Source organism: Bacillus sp. RO2 (assembly GCF_012911845.1).
Lineage (GTDB): Bacteria > Bacillota > Bacilli > Bacillales > Bacillaceae_I > Sutcliffiella_A.
Genome location: NZ_JAAXCU010000008.1, coordinates 1 through 18033 on the forward strand (window position 1 = coordinate 1; position 18033 = coordinate 18033).

The following is an 18033-nucleotide window of genomic DNA, read 5'->3' on the forward strand; positions in this document are numbered from 1 at the left end:
ATGCGGATTTCCTCACTGCTCGGGCGTATAGAATCGTTCTATTAGACTTTTCATGCGGGTTTCCTAACTGTTCGGGAGTATAGATTTATTCTATTAGACTTTTCAGACGGGGTTTCTAAACGTTCGGGTGTATAGAATTCCCCTATTTACCTTATCAATCGGGTTTTCTCTCCAGTCGGGTGTATAGGTATCCGCTTTTTAACTTTTTTATGCGGGTGTCCTCACTGTTCGGGCGTATAGAACCCTTCTATTAGACTTTTCATCAAGGTTTCCCTACTGTTCGGGCGTATAGAACCCTTCTATTAGACTTTTCAACAAGGCTTCCCTACCGTTCGGGCGTATAGAACCCTTCTATTAGACTTTTCATCAAGGCTTCCCTACTGTTCGGGCGTATAGAACCCTTCTATTAAACTTTTCATCAAGGCTTCCCTACTGTTCGGGCGTATAGAACCCTTCTATTAGACTTTTCATGCGGGTTTCCCCACCCGTTCTGGCATATAGAATGGTACCCAATCCCAAAAAGTGGCCCGCTGCACTCCAGCGCAACGGGCCATCTAAAAACTTTTACACTTCTTCTGTCTTCTTTTCTTCTGCAATACGCTCAAGCGCCATCTCGTAAGCATCGTTACCGTAATTCAAGCAACGCTTCACACGAGAGATGGTCGCAGTACTTGCACCAGTTTCTGTCTCGATTTTATGATACGTGAAACCTTCTCTCAGCATTCTTGCCACCTCTAGGCGCTGTGCTAAAGATTGGATTTCATTGATGGTACAGAGGTCGTCGAAGAATCGATAGCACTCTTCCATGTCTTTTAAAGAAAGAATAGATTCAAAAAGTTGATCCAGTTCTTTTCCACGTAGTTTATTGATTTGCATGTTTGATTTCTCCTTTGCTTATTAAGACTAGTATGTGACCTTATTTAAATCTGGAATAATCTGAATCCACGTTTTACCCGGGACAAGTGGGACCTGTTCGCCGTTTTTGTAGGGGAGGATCTTGCCGTCCACCGATTTCCATTCCACATCGAAACGCTCTCCATTTTGGATGAGCACCCCGTTGCCGCCTGAGGTAATATCGATTTCTCTTCTTCCTTGTTTATCTACCACAAGATGAGCCGCTTCCACAAGTAACACATTATGTGCAATAATCTCTTCTTTTGTTTCAAGGTCCGTGTGTTTCACGCCGCCGCTATAACGGACGTATGCTTTTTTCTCCGCATCATATCTATATTCAATATGTGTTGCCTGCCTGGATGAGTATTCAATTTTTACTTGTTCTAAAGCAGTGGCTTCATGAGGATTGATTTGCCCTTTTTTCAAAAATGTGAAAGGTGCGACCTCCGCTTGTGTCTCATAATTTAGCTGCTTTGCGCCTTTTTGGATATTTGCAGAACTGATGTATGAATTATGCGGCGCCTTACGGAAACTCGCTCGTTTGAAAAGTGTTCCGTCATAGGTCAGACCATTTATTCCATCTACTTCCCCTGCTTGTATCTTCTCTTTGGCACCAGGACTCCAACCATGAAATACATACAAGGCGTCATAGGCTTTTGCCAGGTCTACAAAATAAGCTCTTGAACTTCTGACAGGACCGACTGTTTCAGGCATTTCACTGTGGAAAATGGCAAGGAGCCTGGTAATGTCGCCTTCTGCCAGTACTTCATAAACAACGTCTGCTTTATGCAAACCAGACTGTGGCCTAGCTTTTATATCATTGTTCACCATTACCGCAACAGGACGGGCATCTATTTTCTCTGCCATCATTTCTCCAGTTAACGGTGCTTGCTCCGTCAGTTCAGAAACTTCTGTCGCCACCTGCTCTTCCTCTTCTATCGCTACTTCTGTGGTCTCTTCACTTTGCTCTTGACTAGTTTCAACGTTTTTTTCATCGTTGGATTGACAGCCTGCCAACATCAGCATAAGGCACGCCAATAACAACGTCTTATTCCTACTCATCCTAACATAAACACAACCTTTAGTATTTTTACATACTTTTATATTTTAACGCATTATTGACGGAAAGAGTACCGTTTTATTCATCACATCGTATATTCCTCTAGGTGTTATTCTAATATAGGGAAGATGTGTAGATGATAAAAATAATAATGTATAGATAGGATCATTGAAACTGTAGCCTCTTTCAAACAACTGATTTCGCAGTTCTGTTTCCTGCTTCATCAGGTCTTCCATGCTACAATCTGATAATCCGCCTGCAAGCGGTAATGGGATGTCGCAAATGACTTCTCCATCCTCCACCAGCACCATTCCCCCTCCTAAGTCTTTCATATGTTGGAAGGCTTTTAGCATGGCGCTCTTGTCTTTCCCTATCAGAACGATATCTCCTGTATTGGAATAGGAACTCGCAAACCCTTGAACATGTGTCCCGAACCCTTTTAGAATCGTGTTCACGCGCCATTTTCCTTTACGATCGATTAGCATAAGATACGACTGATCATGGGAAGTCGACAGGCTGTCACCTGACACATCCACTGAGATAGTATATGGCTTAATGATTACTTCGTTGACCATTTCCATCCCAAGCGCCATCGAAAATTGCAGATCATCCATACTTAAATTCCAATCGAGTTTCATTGGCTCTAAGCCAAGCTCAGACCAATTTTGGGCAGGAAAAGCTCCCTTGACCTGTTCGTTGTCCCTAGTGACCCACAGGCCTTTGGAAAGGACCGAAACGGGAGTAGGCTCTTCTTTTGCCTTTAGGAAGTTGATATTTGCTATCCGGCCAGGTGCAATGCTCCCGTGCAACTTATCCATTGCGAAATGTTTTGCTGCATTATAGGATGCCATCCGGTATGCCTCTATTGCCGGCACTCCTTTGTCTAATGCAATTGCGATGGTCTGGTCTATGACACCGCTTTCATAAAAGCTCGGTGTCGAGCCGTCTGTGTTGAAGAAGGTTTGATCATAGTAATGAACACCTGATGCTTCAAGCTCTTCTAAAATTAAAGGTAGGTCTGGTCTGATTGACGAATAACGCAAAGAAGCATGATACCCTTGTGAAATTCGGTTGATTACATCCGCTCCATTCATCGCCTCATGGTCGCTGTGAATGCCAAGCAGCTGCATTTTGGTCAGTGTCTTTTCCGAAGCACCGGGAAAATGCCCTTCCACTGGCTTTTTGCGTGCATTCGCTTCTTGAACCCAATGTAAAATCAAATCGTCTCCCGCCATTAATTTCGGCCAACTTGTCAATTCCCCGCCCTGCATAACAAGAGGGTGATCTAGCCAACTTTTCATATTGGGAGTCGAGAAGATTTCGTCCTCATTTTTTATCTCCGTCTGCGCATCAAATCGGCACCACCAATACATCGTCGCAGCAGTTTTGTTCATTTCTTCTATAAAAGAAAACGCTTTCTTTTTTGTCATCTGCAAAGTAAGCATCAAGTTGTCATTCACGAAGGTCGTTGTTCCTAATTTAGATGCATATTGAGCAAACGACAGGGGATTATAAAGTTGAAACGGATGAACATGTGGTTCAATGTAACCCGGTACAAGATAGTACGATTCACAATTAACCATTTCCGTGTTTTCAGTGTTTGTAGGTAGCTGGTCCCCTACATAGACAATTCGGTCTTCATGGATCCAGATATTTGCCGTCATCCACGCTTTTAACTGCACATTTAAGTATGTTGCATTTGTCAGAACCAAGGTTGGTGCCTGTTTTCCGTCTATAACGGCAACCTGTTCTCGTATTTTTTTGTTTTTCCATCTATATGCTTGTTCATGCATGATTTATCACCCACTCTTTGTGAGATTGTATCTTTATCACATCTGTATAGTTCATTTAGTGAATATTATTTTGATATAACCTCTTTTTACCATGTTACCACAACAGAGTTTTGCTTGCATTACCGTTCTTGATAATTATGTGAAAATTAATGCAATTTAGCGCTTTAACTCAAGAAAATTTATACGTTGGAGGGATTATAATGAAAGTGAGACCAAATATCAGCATCATCAATGCGATGATTCGCATCACAGCAGGGTTCGCTACATTAGCGTGGATTACAAGTAAAATGGTTCGTCGTCCACACCGCGACTCCTACAAACTTGTGGCACTCCTTGCAGGCATGAAAATTGCGGAAGGCATCCTACGCTACTGCCCGATGACCGCAGGCTTTGAACGCTTCCAAGAATACCGCAACGACCACAACAGCGAAAACAACCACTACAACTTCGACTTCGACGACTTCGAAGCCAAAGCAAACGGCGACGGCGGAGCCGACTCATACAACCCTTCTTGAGGGGAAGATGGTAAAAAAAGAAAAAGCTCAAAAAAAAACACCTTTGGGGGTCAGACCCCCAAAGGGTTTTCGTCACTCACGTCGAACAATATAAGGAGGTATGAAAAATGCTTGAGTATTTAACGGATATGTCGTTTGTGTTAGCCACTATTATTGGTGGGATTGTTGCTATTTTGTATGTTTTTGTTAAGAAGAAACGCCGGACGCAATAGCTTTGTGGGCGATGTCCTTGCGATAGAAAAGATTATCGCATGTTATGTTGCGCAACTCTTCGTACACTTTTTTCTGCGCTTGCTCTAAGCTGTCGCTTTGTGCAGCCACTAACAACACCCGGCCGCCGTTTGTTACAAGCTTTCCATCTTTAGCTTCTGTGCCGGCATGATAAACCAAACCTTCACCAACTTGATCTGCACCTTCAATGACTGCACCATTTTCATAAGCTTCTGGATAGCCTTTGGATGCCATTACTACTCCAACAACAGATTCATTCGACCATTTAAGCTCCAACCCATCGTCTCCACGTAGAACCCCTGTCAACACTTCCGCCAAATCTGATTCAAGTCTTGGCAACACGACTTGCGTTTCTGGATCACCAAAGCGTGCATTAAATTCAATCACCTTTGGACCTTGCTTGGTTAAAATTAAGCCTGCATATAAAATGCCTACAAATGGGCGTCCTTCGTTTACCATCGCTTTTGCAGTTGGAAGCAGTACTGTTTGCATTGCCTCTTCCACAACAGAATTTGGGATTTGTGGAACCGGTGAGTACGCTCCCATGCCACCTGTGTTTGGTCCCATGTCCCCGTCAAACGCACGTTTATGATCTTGTGCAATCACCATCGGATATACTTTCTCACCGTTGACAAATGCCATAAAAGAGAACTCTTCTCCTTCAAGGAATTCTTCGATTACAAGTTTAGAGGATGCTGCTCCGAATTTTGACTCCGCCATCATTTCGTGTACCGCTTCAAACGCCTCTTCATCCGTCATGGCAACTACCACACCTTTTCCAGCTGCCAGTCCGTCAGCCTTCAACACAATCGGTGCGCCTTTGCCTTCGATGTACGTTCTTGCTTCTTCGTAATCTGTGAACGTTTCATACCCAGCTGTCGGGATGCCGTATTTTTTCATAAGGTCCTTGGCAAAGCCTTTACTTCCCTCGATGAGAGCTGCTGCTTTGGTTGGTCCGAATACTTGAAGTCCCGCGGCTTGGAATGCGTCGACAATTCCGTTTAGTAAAGGTACTTCCGGGCCCACCATGGTAAGGTCGATTTGGTTTTCTTTTGCAAAATTGATTAAGGAGTCCGTGTCTGATTCTTGGATCGGAACAAGATTTCCGACTGTTTCCATGCCGATGTTTCCTGGTGCGATAAATACTTCTGTTACGGATGGGCTTTGTGCGAATTTCCAGGCGATGGCGTGTTCGCGGCCGCCTTTTCCAATTACCAATACTTTCATGGGTTTTCCTCCTGACGTGTTGAGGGATATTTATTCGCTAACTCCCTGTTTCCTTTCGTTCCAGGTGTTCGCTTTCCGCTGGGCGGTGCTTGAGCCTCCTCGCTGCGCTGTGGGGTCTCAAGTCTACCGCTACCTCCCGCCGGAGTCTCACACCTTGCACTTCAGTCAACAGGGGAAAGCTGGGTAATCATTGGCTAATCCCATTTTCATTCTTAAAGACCATCTGCTATCAATGCTTAAAATGTCTCATCCCTGTAAACACCATCGCAATGCCGTATTCGTCGGCTTTTTTGATGGAGTCTTCGTCTTTGATGGAGCCACCTGGTTGGATGATGGCAGTTACGCCGGCTTTTGCGGCTGCTTCGACGGTGTCGTTCATTGGAAAGAAGGCGTCTGATCCTAGTGCGGAACCTACCGCTGTTTCGCCAGCTTGCTCAATGGCAATTTTCGCTGCACCAACGCGGTTCATCTGTCCTGCACCAACGCCGACAGTCTGACCTTCTTTTGCAAGTACGATGGCATTGGATTTCACATGCTTCACGACTTTCCATGCAAGCTTTAGGTCTGCCCACTCTTGCTCAGTCGGTTCGCGCTTTGTTGGAACGGTGATGGTCGCTTCTTCAAAACCTGCTTGGTCCTCATCTTGCACCAGAAGGCCTCCGCGAACGGATACCATGCGGGATTGCATCACGCCTGCCCCGTTCATATCGACCAATAAAAGTCTAATATTCTTTTTTTGCTTCAATACAGCCAACGCATCCTCACTAAAGGACGGCGCAATGACAATCTCTAAGAACAGCTCATGTAAAAGTTCTGCCGTTTCTTTGTCCACTTCAGTATTGAAGGCGATGATGCCTCCGAAAATGGAAACAGGATCTGCTTCGTATGCACGGCGGTATGCTTCCACCGTTGTTGCGCCAGTTCCTACACCACAAGGGTTCATATGCTTGACTGCAACTACCGCAGGGTCTTTGAATTCTTTTACAATCTGCAATGCCGCATCTGCATCATTGATGTTGTTGTAGGATAATTCTTTTCCGTGAAGTTGCTCTGCTGATGCAATGGAAAATTCGGACGCTAATGGTGCTTGGTAGAATGCTGCTTGTTGATGCGGGTTCTCTCCGTAACGCAAGTCTTGTTTTTTCTCAAACGTAACGGTCAAAGATTCCGGATGTTTCTCTTCCACTGCTTCCGTTAAATAGTTGGAGATCATCGCATCATATGCTGCTGTATGGCGGAATACTTTTGCTGCAAGGCGACGGCGTGTTTCTACCTCCACTTTCCCGCTTTCTTTTAATTCAGCAATTACACCCTCATAGTCTATAGGGTCCACCAAAACTGCAACATCCTTATGATTCTTTGCTGCTGAACGAAGCATTGTCGGACCGCCGATATCGATGTTTTCAATTGCATCTTCAAACGTGGAATCCGCTTTAGAGATCGTTTCTTTAAAAGGGTAAAGGTTCACGACAACCAAATCAATCGGAGTTATTCCGTGCTCCTCTAACTGCGCTTGATGGCTTTCGTTGTCACGCATTGCCAATAATCCACCATGAATCATCGGGTGTAAGGTTTTTACACGTCCATCAAGGATCTCTGGGAAGCCTGTTACTTCCGAAATACCAATTACCTTTACACCATTATCCTGCAATACTTTTTTTGTGCCGCCGGTAGAGATAACCTCTACACCTAGGTCTACTAATTGTTGTACAAATGGGACAATGCCCTCTTTATTGGAAACACTCACTAATGCTCTCATCGTATCGCTGCCTCTCCTTTGATTGAAAAAAGTTGTTGTAAGGTTTTTGGGTAAAAGGAATGTTCTACCTCATGAATTTTTTTCTCTACTGTTTCTCGCGTATCATCTTGGCCAATTTCAATTGCTTGTTGCGCAATAATCGGTCCGGTATCCATACCTTTATCGACAAAATGAATGGTCACTCCTGTTAGCTTCACACCATACTCGAGCGCTTGACCAACCGCATCCAGGCCTGGGAACGCTGGTAATATGGAAGGATGGATGTTAACGATTTTCCCTTTAAAAGCGTTAAGCAGCGTCGGTCCAATAAGACGCATATAGCCTGCCAACACTATAAAATCTACTTCATATCTTTTTAACTCCAAGAGGATATGTTCTTCAAATTCCTCTTTCGTTTTATAGCTTTTAGGCGCAAATGCGAAATAGGGAATGTCCGCTGCAGTTGCACGTTCGACTACATAGGCACCGGGCTTGTCACAGACAAGCAAAGCAGGCGTGGCATCGAGCAAGCCCTTCCGACACGCATCCGTTATCGCTTGAAAATTGGAGCCGCTCCCTGATGCGAAGATGGCGATTCTTGTTGTCATCGGATTTCTCCTCCGCCAAATGTGATACCCTCGCCTTCTTTTACACGGCCAATCAAGTAAGCTTTCTCCCCGTTTGCTTCAAGTATCTGCACTACTTCTGGTAAAATCTCTTCGTTAATGGCAAGCACCATGCCAATTCCCATGTTGAAGATATTGAACATTTCTTTGCGATCTAGCTCGCCAACTTCCTGTAAAAGATCAAAAATCGGTGGTATCGGCCAAGTGCCATAATCCACCTCAGCTTGCAATCCTTCTGGAAGCATCCGCGGGATATTTTCAATAAATCCGCCACCGGTAATATGGGCCATTCCGTTGATGTCATATTTTTTTAGGACTTCTAGAATTGGTTTTACATAGATTTTTGTAGGCGTTAGCAGCTCTTCACCAAGTGTCCCCTCAAAGCCATCGTACTTTTTATCAAGGTCCAGCTTGCCTTTTTCAAACACGATCTTACGTACTAATGAGTATCCGTTGCTGTGGATACCGCTTGAACTCAGTCCGATCAATACGTTGCCGGGTTCAATTTTGGAGCCATTAATTAATCGCTCCTTCTCTACCACTCCTACTGTAAAGCCTGCCAAATCATACTCTGTATCGTCATACATACCAGGCATTTCCGCTGTTTCCCCGCCTACTAATGCGCACCCTGCCTGCTCGCAGCCGTCCGCGATTCCTTTTACGATGCTCTCAATACGCTCGGGCACCGCCTTACCGCATGCAATATAATCTAGAAAATATAGCGGCTCTGCTCCTTGCACGACAACATCGTTCACACACATCGCAACTGCATCCACCCCAATGGTGTCATGTTTGTCGAGCTGGAAAGCAAGCATCAGTTTTGTCCCGACTCCATCTGTTCCGGAAACGAGCACCGGATTTTTCACATTTACTGCCGATAGGTCAAACAGGCCACCAAATCCGCCCAGGCCTCCCATCACCTCTGGCCTCATCGTTCTAGCCACATGCTTTTTCATACGCGTCACCGCTTCATAGCCCGCTTCTATATCTACACCCGCTTGCTTGTATGCATTTGCCATATGTGTTGTGTCTCCCTTCCAATGGAAAAGCGACGAATCTTTAAAATCCCGCCGCTTTTTGTAAGCTTTTTTAAAAAGTAATGATGTTTGGTTTCTCAATAGTTCTAGGGTGACTGTACCCTGCTTCACGCGGCTTTTCAGTGGATTGTAACTATTTTTGGTGTTATTGTAACTTTTTCAGCGCTGATTGTAACTTTTTCCATGCTGATTGTGACTTTTTCCACTGTTATTGTAACTTTTCCAAAAATCAGCTCTTCCACATGTTACCAAGTCTAGCACTTCTCATGCGGCAGCACCGTGTCCGTAAAAATCTCCGTCGGATACTTGCCAGTAAAGCACGCCATACACTGCCCACGAGTCTCCCCGTCAAACGGGCGGTCAATCGCTTCGACCATGCCACCAGGACTCAAAAACGCCAATGAATCTGCACCAATAATCTCACGCATTTCCTCCACAGAATGAGAAGAGGCAATAAGCTCTTCATGTGTAGAAGTATCAATTCCGTAAAAACATGGATTCTTAATCGGTGGTGAACTGATGCGCACATGCACCTCGGTCGCACCTGCCTCACGGAGCATCCTTACAATCCTTCTGCTCGTCGTTCCGCGGACGATCGAATCATCGACCATCACGACACGCTTGCCTTCCACGACTCCGCGGACAGGAGAAAGCTTCATCTTCACACCCTGCTCACGCAATGATTGGGAAGGCTGGATGAACGTACGGCCCACATATCTATTTTTAATCAAGCCTAATTCATATGGAATGCCTGAAAGTTCTGCATAACCGATTGCTGCAGAGATACTGGAGTCCGGTACACCCGTAACCACATCTGCCTCAATCCCTGATTCCATTGCCAGCTGCTTACCAAGACTTTTCCTTGCTGTATGCACATTGATGCCATCAATATTGCTGTCAGGTCTGGAAAAATAAATGTACTCCATGCTGCACATCGCACGTTGGGTATGCATCGTAAAGCGCTCGGAATGCAATCCGCCATTGTCGATAATCAACAGTTCTCCAGGCTCGATGTCACGGATAAATTCGGCACCGACTACATCAAACGCACAGGTTTCGGACGCCACGACATAAGCATCGTTCAGCTTACCAAGTGACAGTGGACGCAAGCCGTTCGGGTCAAGCGCAACCATCATTTCCGTCTCTGTCATGATTAAAAAGGCATATGCACCCTTTAGCATTGACAACGCATTTTTCACGCGGTCTTTCAGAAGCGTGTAGCCACTTCTTTTAATAAGATGAGCCAAAACTTCCGTATCGGACGTTGTTTGTAAAATACTTCCCATCGTCTCAAGCTGATGCTTGAGCGCATTCGCATTTACGAGATTTCCATTGTGCGCTAGTGCAAGACTGCCAGATTGAGAATGAAATAATAAAGGCTGAACATTCTCATAACCGCCGCCCCCTGCCGTTGCATAACGGACATGGCCGATGGCAGCTTTTCCGGCACCAAGTTCTTGCAGTCTACCATTACCGAACACTTCGTTCACAAGGCCTTCCCCTTTTACCGCTACAAGCTTCTCACCATCTGTTGAAACAATCCCTGCGCCTTCTTGGCCACGGTGCTGCAGGCTATGCAAACCGTAATAGGTAATTTGGGATGCCTCGGGATGTCCCCAAATCCCAAACACCCCACATTCCTCATTCAAGCCCTTTAATTCAGCAAGCATGGAATAGCTCCTTTCCAAGCATCACGAAGGTCGTCCACAGACATATGGATCGCAACTTCACGGGATGCCGATTCAATATGAAGATTACCAGTTGCAGTGACAGTTCCTACTAAACTAGCATCCGCCACCGCTGCTTCAAATGCCTCTTTATTTTCTGGACGAACCGTTACAACAAAACGAGATTGCGTTTCACTGAACAGTGCAGACGTCATGTCACCTGTAAGCGTCAGTGCCGCTCCCAAGCCACGAGCACCGATCGCACTTTCTGCCAAAGCAACACCTACTCCACCTTCTGCCACATCATGCGCAGATGCAACTAATCCTGTTCGGATTGCCGCCAATAGGTCATCCTGACGTCTAGCTTCTACATCTAAATCAATTGCAGGTGCCTTCCCAAAAATCTTGCCATACGTTAACTTTTGCAGCTCACTTCCACCAAACTCGGAAGCCGTTTCCCCAATCACATAAATCAGGTCGCCTTCATTTTTGAATTCCTGAGTCGTCACATGCTTCAAATCATCAATCAACCCAACCATGCCAACAACTGGCGTCGGGTAAACTGCCACACCGTTTGTTTCGTTATATAAGGATACATTTCCACCGATTACTGGCGACTCTAACTTGCGGCAAGCTTCACTCATGCCGTCTGTCGCTTTTTCGATTTGCCAGAAGATCTCCGGCTTTTCCGGATTACCAAAATTCAGGCAGTCTGTGATCGCTAATGGCTTCGCACCAGAACACACGATGTTACGTGCGGCTTCAGCCACAGCGATCATCCCACCTACTTCTGGATCTAGATATAGATAACGGGAGTTACAATCCGTTGTCATGGCTAATGCTTTTTCCGTTCCACGGATACGAACAACAGCTGCATCGGAACCTGGCACTACTACTGTATTTGTACGAACCTGATAGTCATATTGATCATAAACCCACTCTTTGCTCGCGATTGTCGGTTGCTTTAATAGAGCCACTAACGTCTCCTCGTAGTTCGAAACTTCCGGTACCGCTACCTCCATCTCCTGGAACTCACGGTAATACGCAGGTTCGCTAGATGGTTTATGGTATACAGGAGCTTCTTCAGCTAGCGCATCCACCGGTACATCTGCAATCACTTCACCTTTGTGAACAAGGCGCAGTTTTTTGTCATCCGTCACTTTTCCTATAGATACAGCTTCTAAGCCATATTTTGAAACGATTTCGTGTGCTTCATGCTCACGTCCAGCTTCCACCACAATCAGCATGCGCTCTTGGGATTCAGAAAGCATCATTTCATAACCAGTCATGCCTGTTTCACGCTGTGGAACAAGGTCAAGGTTCATTTCAATTCCGGATCCTGCCTTTGATGCCATTTCCGCAGAAGAACTAGTTAATCCAGCCGCTCCCATGTCCTGGATTCCAACAAGGCCGTCCCATTTCACGATCTCCAAACAAGCTTCCAATAATAATTTTTCCATAAAAGGATCGCCAACCTGAACAGCTGGACGTTTCTCTTCCGATGCTTCAGAAAGCTCTTCCGATGCAAAAGTTGCCCCGTGAATCCCGTCGCGTCCCGTTTTTGCCCCAACGTACATGACCGTATTACCGACACCTTTTGCCTGCCCTTTTTTAATATCTTCATGATTGATTAGACCCACACACATTGCATTCACAAGTGGATTGCCATCATAGGCAGGGTCGAACTGGATCTCGCCGCCAACTGTCGGGATGCCCACACAGTTTCCGTAGCCTGCGATTCCTGCCACCACTTCTTCAAACAAATATTTCACACGTGGAGATGTAAGTTCCCCAAAACGTAAAGAATTCAATAACGCAATCGGACGTGCGCCCATGGAAAAGACATCGCGGATGATCCCGCCGACACCTGTTGCCGCACCTTGATATGGCTCGATGGCAGACGGGTGATTATGACTTTCAATTTTGAACACTACTGCCTGATTGTCGCCGATGTCCACAATTCCGGCACCTTCCCCAGGACCTTGCAATACTTTTGGTCCATCTGTCGGGAACTTGCGCAATACCGGTTTGGAATTCTTGTAACTGCAATGCTCCGACCACATCACCGAAAATAATCCGGTTTCTGTGTAGTTTGGCAAACGCCCAAGAATTTTTTCTACCATTAGGAACTCTTCATCGCTTAGTCCCATTTCACGGTAAATGCCTTCCGCTTTGATCATCTCTGGATTTGGCTCAAGAAGTAACGACATGTGATTCCCTCCAATTACGAACGATAGATTGAAAGAGTTTAAGGCCATCTGCGCAGCCTAACAGCTCAGAAACCGCTCTTTCCGGGTGTGGCATCATACCAAGTACATTTCCTTTTTCATTTACAATCCCTGCAATATCATGTAGACTACCATTTGGATTGTCACCATTATAGGAAAAAGCAATTTGCCCATTGCTTACTAATTCCCCTAGAGTTTTCTCATCACAATAGTAATTTCCTTCCCCATGTGCTATGGGGATGGTGATGATCTCATCTTTTTCGTACCCCGACGTGAACATCGTTTTGTTATTCTCCACTTTTAATTCCACTGGACGGCACATAAACTTCAAGTTTTTATTCCTTCTCATTGCCCCTGGAAGAAGGCCTGATTCCAGCAAAATTTGAAACCCGTTGCATACACCCAAAATTGGCTTACCAGCTTCTGCTGCTTTTTGTACTTCTAGCATGACATTGGAAAAGCGTGCAATTGCGCCAGATCTTAGGTAATCTCCATATGAAAATCCACCTGGAAGTAAAATTCCGTCATACTCCTCTAGGTTCGTTGCATCATGCCACACATACTCGACTTCTTCCCCAAGCTCGTCTTTGATCGCATGGTACATATCTACATCACAGTTGGAGCCCGGAAACACGATGACTGCAAATTTCACGATCCAACAACCTCCTCCACCTCATAACGGAAGTCTTCAATCACTGTATTTGCCAATAAACGTTCGCACATTTCCTTTACAAGCACGTCAAGGTCACGGTCAGATTTTGCAATCGTCAATTCTAAAAATTTTCCGATACGAACTTCCTCGACCTCTTTATAAGAAAGACTATGAAGCGAATTTTTCACTGCTGTTCCTTGTGGATCTAAAACGCTTTCTCTTAACGTTACAAATACCTTCACTTTATACATGCTGCTCTCCTCCGATACGTGCTAGTATTTTTTCATATGCATCTGTCAGACTTCCAAGATTTCTGCGGAACACATCTTTATCAAGTTTCTCATTCGTTTCCATATCCCACAGGCGGCAAGTGTCCGGTGACACCTCATCAGCCAAGATAATTCGTCCGTCATCCGTTTTACCAAATTCCAGCTTAAAATCTACTAATCTCAAACCTTTATTTCCGAAAAATTCCGATAATACCGCGTTGACCTTACGCGCTACATGCTTCAAAATGTCCACTTCTGCAGGTGTTGCAAGCTTTAAAAGTTGAATATGATCTTCTGTGATGAGCGGATCGCCTAGTGAGTCATCTTTATAGTAAAATTCAACGATTGGTTGGTCCATTTTTAGTCCTTCTTCAATGCCAAGTCGTTTTGCCATACTGCCGGCGGTGATGTTACGAACCACGACTTCAAGTGGAATGATGTCGACTTTTTTCACCAGCTGTTCTGTTTCGGACTTGCGCTCGATGAAGTGGTTTTCGATTCCGGCTTCGGTGAGCATGGAAAATAGTAAGCTCGTAATCTCGTTATTCAAACGGCCTTTGCCTGTAATGTCGGCTTTTTTTTCGCCGTTGAAGGCGGTGGCTGAATTCTTATATTGGATCCAGACTATGTTTTCGTCGGTTGTTGAGTAAACCAGTTTTGCTTTGCCTTCGTATAATAGTTCCTGCTTTTGCAAGATCATGGGTTTGCCTCCTTGTGAAAAAGAGATGTGTTTTTGTGTAACTCCCTGTTCATTTCCGTTGCAGGCACTCGCTTTCCGCGGGCGGTCCGGGAGCCTCCTCGGCTTCGCCTGTGGGGTCTCCCCTGTCCCTTCCTCCCGCAGGAGTCTCACAACTTGCACTCCAATCACCAGGGTAAATCACTTTGAATGAATAGAACTGCAAATATCACAAAACAACCTAGCTGTTGCTTGGAGCACAGGGCGAAGACTCCTCGAAAATGCTACGCATTTTCTTCGTGCGATGTTTCGCTGCCGAAGCCTTCCTTGTCCTGAGGGGGATAACGGTAGCTTGAGACCCCGCAACGAAGTGAGGAGGCTCAAGCACCGTCCCTAGGAAAGCGAAGCCCAGTGCGGAAAGCAACAGCGGTGCTTCACCAATTTATTTTTTATAGCCCTAGTCGGTCAAAAATCGTATCTACATGCTGCAGGTGGTAGTTGTAGTCGAAGCAGTCTTCAATCTGTGCCGGAGTCAGGCGGGACGTGATTTTCTCTTCGCTTTCTACTAACTCACGGAAATGGACTTGCTTCTCCCAAGCTTCCATCGCTTTTGGCTGAACTGTGTCATACGCTTCCTCACGGGACATGCCAGTGTCGATCAACGCAAGCAACACGCGTTGGGAGTAGATAAGTCCCAAAGTGCGGTCCATGTTGCGCTTCATGTTTTCCGGGAACACCGTTAAGTTTTTGATGATGTTGCCAAAACGGTTCAACATGTAGTTCAATGCAATCGTGCTGTCCGGTAAAATAATACGCTCTGCTGAAGAATGGGAGATATCGCGCTCATGCCAAAGTGGCACATTCTCGTAAGCTGTCATCATGTACCCGCGGATTACACGTGCAAGGCCTGTCATGTTTTCCGAACCGATTGGGTTCCGTTTGTGCGGCATTGCGGAAGATCCTTTTTGCCCTTTTGCGAAGAACTCTTCCACTTCTCGTGTTTCACTCTTTTGTAGTCCACGAACTTCGACTGCGAACTTTTCGATAGAAGTTGCGATCAACGCCAGTGTGCTTAAGTAATGAGCATGACGGTCACGTTGCAACGTTTGTGTGGAGATTGGCGCGCGTTGCAGGCCTAATTTTTCACACACATACTCTTCTACAAACGGATTGATGTTTGCGTAAGTTCCAACCGCACCGGAAATTTTTCCGAACTCGATGCCTTCTGCTGCTTGCTTGAAACGCTCAAGGTTACGTTTCATTTCCTCGTACCATAGGGCAAGCTTTAAACCAAATGTTGTCGGCTCTGCGTGCACACCGTGTGTACGGCCCATCATGACCGTGTATTTATGGTCTTGCGCTTTCTCTTTTAAAATAGCAACGAAGCGTTCGATGTCAGCAAGTAGGATCTCGTTAGCCTGCTTCAGCTGGTAGGAAAGTGCTGTGTCGACTACATCTGTGGAAGTTAAACCATAATGCACCCACTTTTTCTCGTCTCCAAGTGTTTCAGATACCGCTCTTGTAAAAGCAACCACGTCATGGCGAGTTTCCGCTTCGATCTCTTTAATGCGCTCGATATCAAAGGATGCTTTTTCACGAAGTACCTTTACGTCTTCTTTCGGGATATCCCCAAGTTCTGCCCATGCTTCACAAGCTAAGATTTCTACTTCAAGCCAAGCCTGAAATCGGTTTTCTTCTGTCCAAATCGCGCCCATCTCGGGTCTTGTATAACGTTCAATCATGTTAAAATCCTCCGTTCAACTGTGTTCCAAATCTGCCAGGAAGCCTCTTGCTCCAAAGCCTGTTCTATTGTATCAGCTAAAATATTGATATGTCCCATTTTTCGTTTCTCTTTTTTCTCGTGCTTGCCATATAAATGAAGCTTTGCATTTTCATAATGTGGAATGTGTTCAATTGCCGCGTCCACATGCTCCCCTAATAGATTAACCATTACCGCTTGCTTCCATAAGGTCGTTTTGCCAAGAGGCATTCCAGTCACTGCTCGGATGTGCTGCTCGAATTGTGAGGTTTCGCAAGCATCCATCGTATAGTGCCCAGAGTTGTGCGGTCTTGGTGCCAGTTCATTTATATAGAAGGTACCATCTTCAAGGACGAACATTTCCACTGCCAGGGTCCCGATAAGATTGAAGTGCCTTGCTAATGTCATCGCACTTTGGATTGCGTTCATCTCTAGAATCTGATCAACCCTTGCTGGTGCGATTGTTTTATATAAAATATTTTCTCTATGTTCGTTTTCACCGACAGGGAATGCTTTAATTTCACCTGTTGTGCTTCTTGCTACTACAACCGAAATTTCTTTTACAAAAGGAATCCATTTTTCTAGGACACACTCGCCGTGTTCTAAAAGTTTTGCAGCCTGTTCGAGAGCTGATTCGCCCTTCAACACTACCTGCCCTTTGCCGTCATAACCGAAGCGGCATGTTTTCAAGACACTCGGATAACCGATTTTTTGGATGGCTTCATGAAGGTCTGCTTTTGTCGTTACTTCCATAAAAGGTGCAACCTGAAGACCGGCCGCTTCAATCGCTCTTTTTTCTGTTCCGCGATGCTGGGTGACTTTCAACACTTCGCTGCCCTGTGGCAAGTAAGCGTTCTCTTCTAGCCATGTCAGAGCTTCGTAATCAATGTTTTCAAATTCATACGTGACGACATCGGATAATGATGCAAGTTTTTTGATCGCTTCCATATCACTGAATGCCGCGGTGATTTCAATGTCTGCGACCTGTCCGCATGGAGAATCTGGTGTTGGGTCAAGCACTGCGATTTTAAAGCCTATTGCCTTTGCTGATAGCGCCATCATTCGACCCAGTTGTCCGCCGCCGATGATTCCGATGGTTGCTGGTGGTACGATATGTTTAAACAAGCTGATCACTACTTTCTATCACTTGTTGTTCTGTTGCGTCTCTTCGTGCTTGAAGGCGTTCTGCCGTATTACTGTCATACGCGCCGATCATCTGTGCTGCAAGAAGACCTGCGTTTGTCGCACCCGCTTTTCCGATGGCAACCGTTGCAACCGGTACACCGCCTGGCATCTGGACGATGGAAAGTAAGGAGTCCAGGCCATTTAGTGCTTTGGATTGAACTGGTACGCCGATTACTGGGAGCGTCGTTTTTGCTGCTACCATACCAGGTAGGTGGGCTGCTCCACCCGCTCCTGCAATGATGACTTTTAGGCCTCGTTCTTTTGCTTGTTCTGCGTAGGTGAACATGAGGTCTGGTGTGCGGTGTGCGGATACGACTTTCTTTTCGTATGGTATATGTAGTTCGTCAAGCATGTCACATGCATGTTTCATTGTTTCCCAATCGGAAGTACTTCCCATGATCACTCCAACTATAGCGTTCATTTTGTTGCCTCCCTTTTTGATTAAGTAATTTTCTGTTCAACGGCTGATTTCCGTT

The 18033-nt window shown here is 45.5% G+C and carries 17 protein-coding genes; 2 read left to right on the forward strand and 15 right to left on the reverse strand.

Features of this window, described 5'->3' with window-relative positions:
- Positions 1-564: 564 nt before the first annotated feature.
- Genes HF078_RS00525 through HF078_RS00535 form a run of 3 tightly spaced genes read right to left on the reverse strand, consistent with a single transcriptional unit; the run spans position 565 to position 3747 of the window.
- Positions 565-876: a YerC/YecD family TrpR-related protein gene (locus tag HF078_RS00525; protein WP_060664037.1), complete on the reverse strand. Its 312-nt coding sequence runs from the start codon at positions 874-876 to the stop codon at positions 565-567.
- A 27-nt stretch (positions 877-903) separates the two neighbouring features.
- Entirely contained in the window at positions 904-1956 is a 1053-nt protein-coding gene (locus HF078_RS00530; RefSeq protein ID WP_169289374.1) for a DUF3048 domain-containing protein, read from the reverse strand.
- 45 nt (positions 1957-2001) lie between these two features.
- Positions 2002-3747 (reverse strand): adenine deaminase C-terminal domain-containing protein, encoded by a 1746-nt coding sequence (locus HF078_RS00535; RefSeq protein ID WP_169289375.1) that lies wholly within the window; start codon positions 3745-3747, stop codon positions 2002-2004.
- Positions 3748-3947: 200 nt separating this feature from the next.
- Between HF078_RS00535 and HF078_RS00540 the strand changes: the two genes are divergently transcribed.
- Both HF078_RS00540 and HF078_RS21140 read left to right on the forward strand, forming a co-directional pair.
- A complete protein-coding gene (locus HF078_RS00540) occupies positions 3948-4262 on the forward strand; it encodes a YgaP family membrane protein (protein WP_169289376.1) in 315 nt (104 codons plus the stop codon).
- Between the two features lie 128 nt (positions 4263-4390).
- Positions 4391-4474, forward strand: a complete 84-nt coding sequence (locus HF078_RS21140) for an EYxxD motif small membrane protein (RefSeq protein WP_346775159.1) — start codon at positions 4391-4393, stop codon at positions 4472-4474.
- Here HF078_RS21140 and purD read toward each other — a convergent pair.
- From purD to purE, 12 genes are all read right to left on the reverse strand, one after another.
- Positions 4449-5720, reverse strand: coding sequence for a phosphoribosylamine--glycine ligase (purD, locus tag HF078_RS00545; RefSeq protein WP_169289377.1), 1272 nt, complete (start codon positions 5718-5720; stop codon positions 4449-4451). The two genes, HF078_RS21140 and purD, sit on opposite strands and share 26 nt — an antisense overlap.
- Positions 5721-5949: 229 nt before the next feature.
- Positions 5950-7479, reverse strand: coding sequence for a bifunctional phosphoribosylaminoimidazolecarboxamide formyltransferase/IMP cyclohydrolase (gene purH / locus HF078_RS00550; RefSeq protein WP_169289378.1), 1530 nt, complete (start codon positions 7477-7479; stop codon positions 5950-5952).
- Positions 7476-8066, reverse strand: coding sequence for a phosphoribosylglycinamide formyltransferase (gene purN / locus HF078_RS00555; RefSeq protein ID WP_169289379.1), 591 nt, complete (start codon positions 8064-8066; stop codon positions 7476-7478). Before purN ends, purH begins: the two co-directional genes overlap by 4 nt.
- On the reverse strand, positions 8063-9103 hold the full coding sequence (gene purM, locus HF078_RS00560) for a phosphoribosylformylglycinamidine cyclo-ligase (RefSeq protein ID WP_169289380.1): 1041 nt from the start codon (positions 9101-9103) through the stop codon (positions 8063-8065). The genes purN and purM overlap by 4 nt, the downstream gene beginning before the upstream one ends.
- A 272-nt stretch (positions 9104-9375) precedes the next feature.
- Positions 9376-10791: an amidophosphoribosyltransferase gene (gene purF / locus HF078_RS00565; RefSeq protein ID WP_169289381.1), complete on the reverse strand. Its 1416-nt coding sequence runs from the start codon at positions 10789-10791 to the stop codon at positions 9376-9378.
- Positions 10776-12998, reverse strand: a complete 2223-nt coding sequence (purL, locus tag HF078_RS00570; RefSeq protein ID WP_169289382.1) for a phosphoribosylformylglycinamidine synthase subunit PurL — start codon at positions 12996-12998, stop codon at positions 10776-10778. Before purL ends, purF begins: the two co-directional genes overlap by 16 nt.
- Positions 12982-13668 carry a phosphoribosylformylglycinamidine synthase subunit PurQ gene (gene purQ, locus HF078_RS00575; RefSeq protein ID WP_169289383.1) on the reverse strand — a complete coding sequence of 229 codons (687 nt, stop codon included), beginning with the start codon at positions 13666-13668 and terminating at the stop codon, positions 12982-12984. Before purQ ends, purL begins: the two co-directional genes overlap by 17 nt.
- On the reverse strand, positions 13665-13919 hold the full coding sequence (purS, locus tag HF078_RS00580) for a phosphoribosylformylglycinamidine synthase subunit PurS (protein ID WP_060664027.1): 255 nt from the start codon (positions 13917-13919) through the stop codon (positions 13665-13667). The genes purQ and purS overlap by 4 nt, the downstream gene beginning before the upstream one ends.
- Positions 13912-14637, reverse strand: a complete 726-nt coding sequence (gene purC, locus HF078_RS00585) for a phosphoribosylaminoimidazolesuccinocarboxamide synthase (protein WP_277350498.1) — start codon at positions 14635-14637, stop codon at positions 13912-13914. The genes purS and purC overlap by 8 nt, the downstream gene beginning before the upstream one ends.
- A gap of 425 nt (positions 14638-15062) precedes the next feature.
- Complete coding sequence (purB, locus tag HF078_RS00590) at positions 15063-16355, reverse strand: adenylosuccinate lyase (protein WP_169289384.1); 1293 nt, start codon at positions 16353-16355, stop codon at positions 15063-15065.
- Positions 16352-17506, reverse strand: a complete 1155-nt coding sequence (gene purK / locus HF078_RS00595; RefSeq protein ID WP_169289385.1) for a 5-(carboxyamino)imidazole ribonucleotide synthase — start codon at positions 17504-17506, stop codon at positions 16352-16354. The genes purB and purK overlap by 4 nt, the downstream gene beginning before the upstream one ends.
- Complete coding sequence (gene purE / locus HF078_RS00600; RefSeq protein ID WP_169289386.1) at positions 17490-17978, reverse strand: 5-(carboxyamino)imidazole ribonucleotide mutase; 489 nt, start codon at positions 17976-17978, stop codon at positions 17490-17492. Before purE ends, purK begins: the two co-directional genes overlap by 17 nt.
- Between the last annotated feature and the right edge of the window lie 55 nt (positions 17979-18033).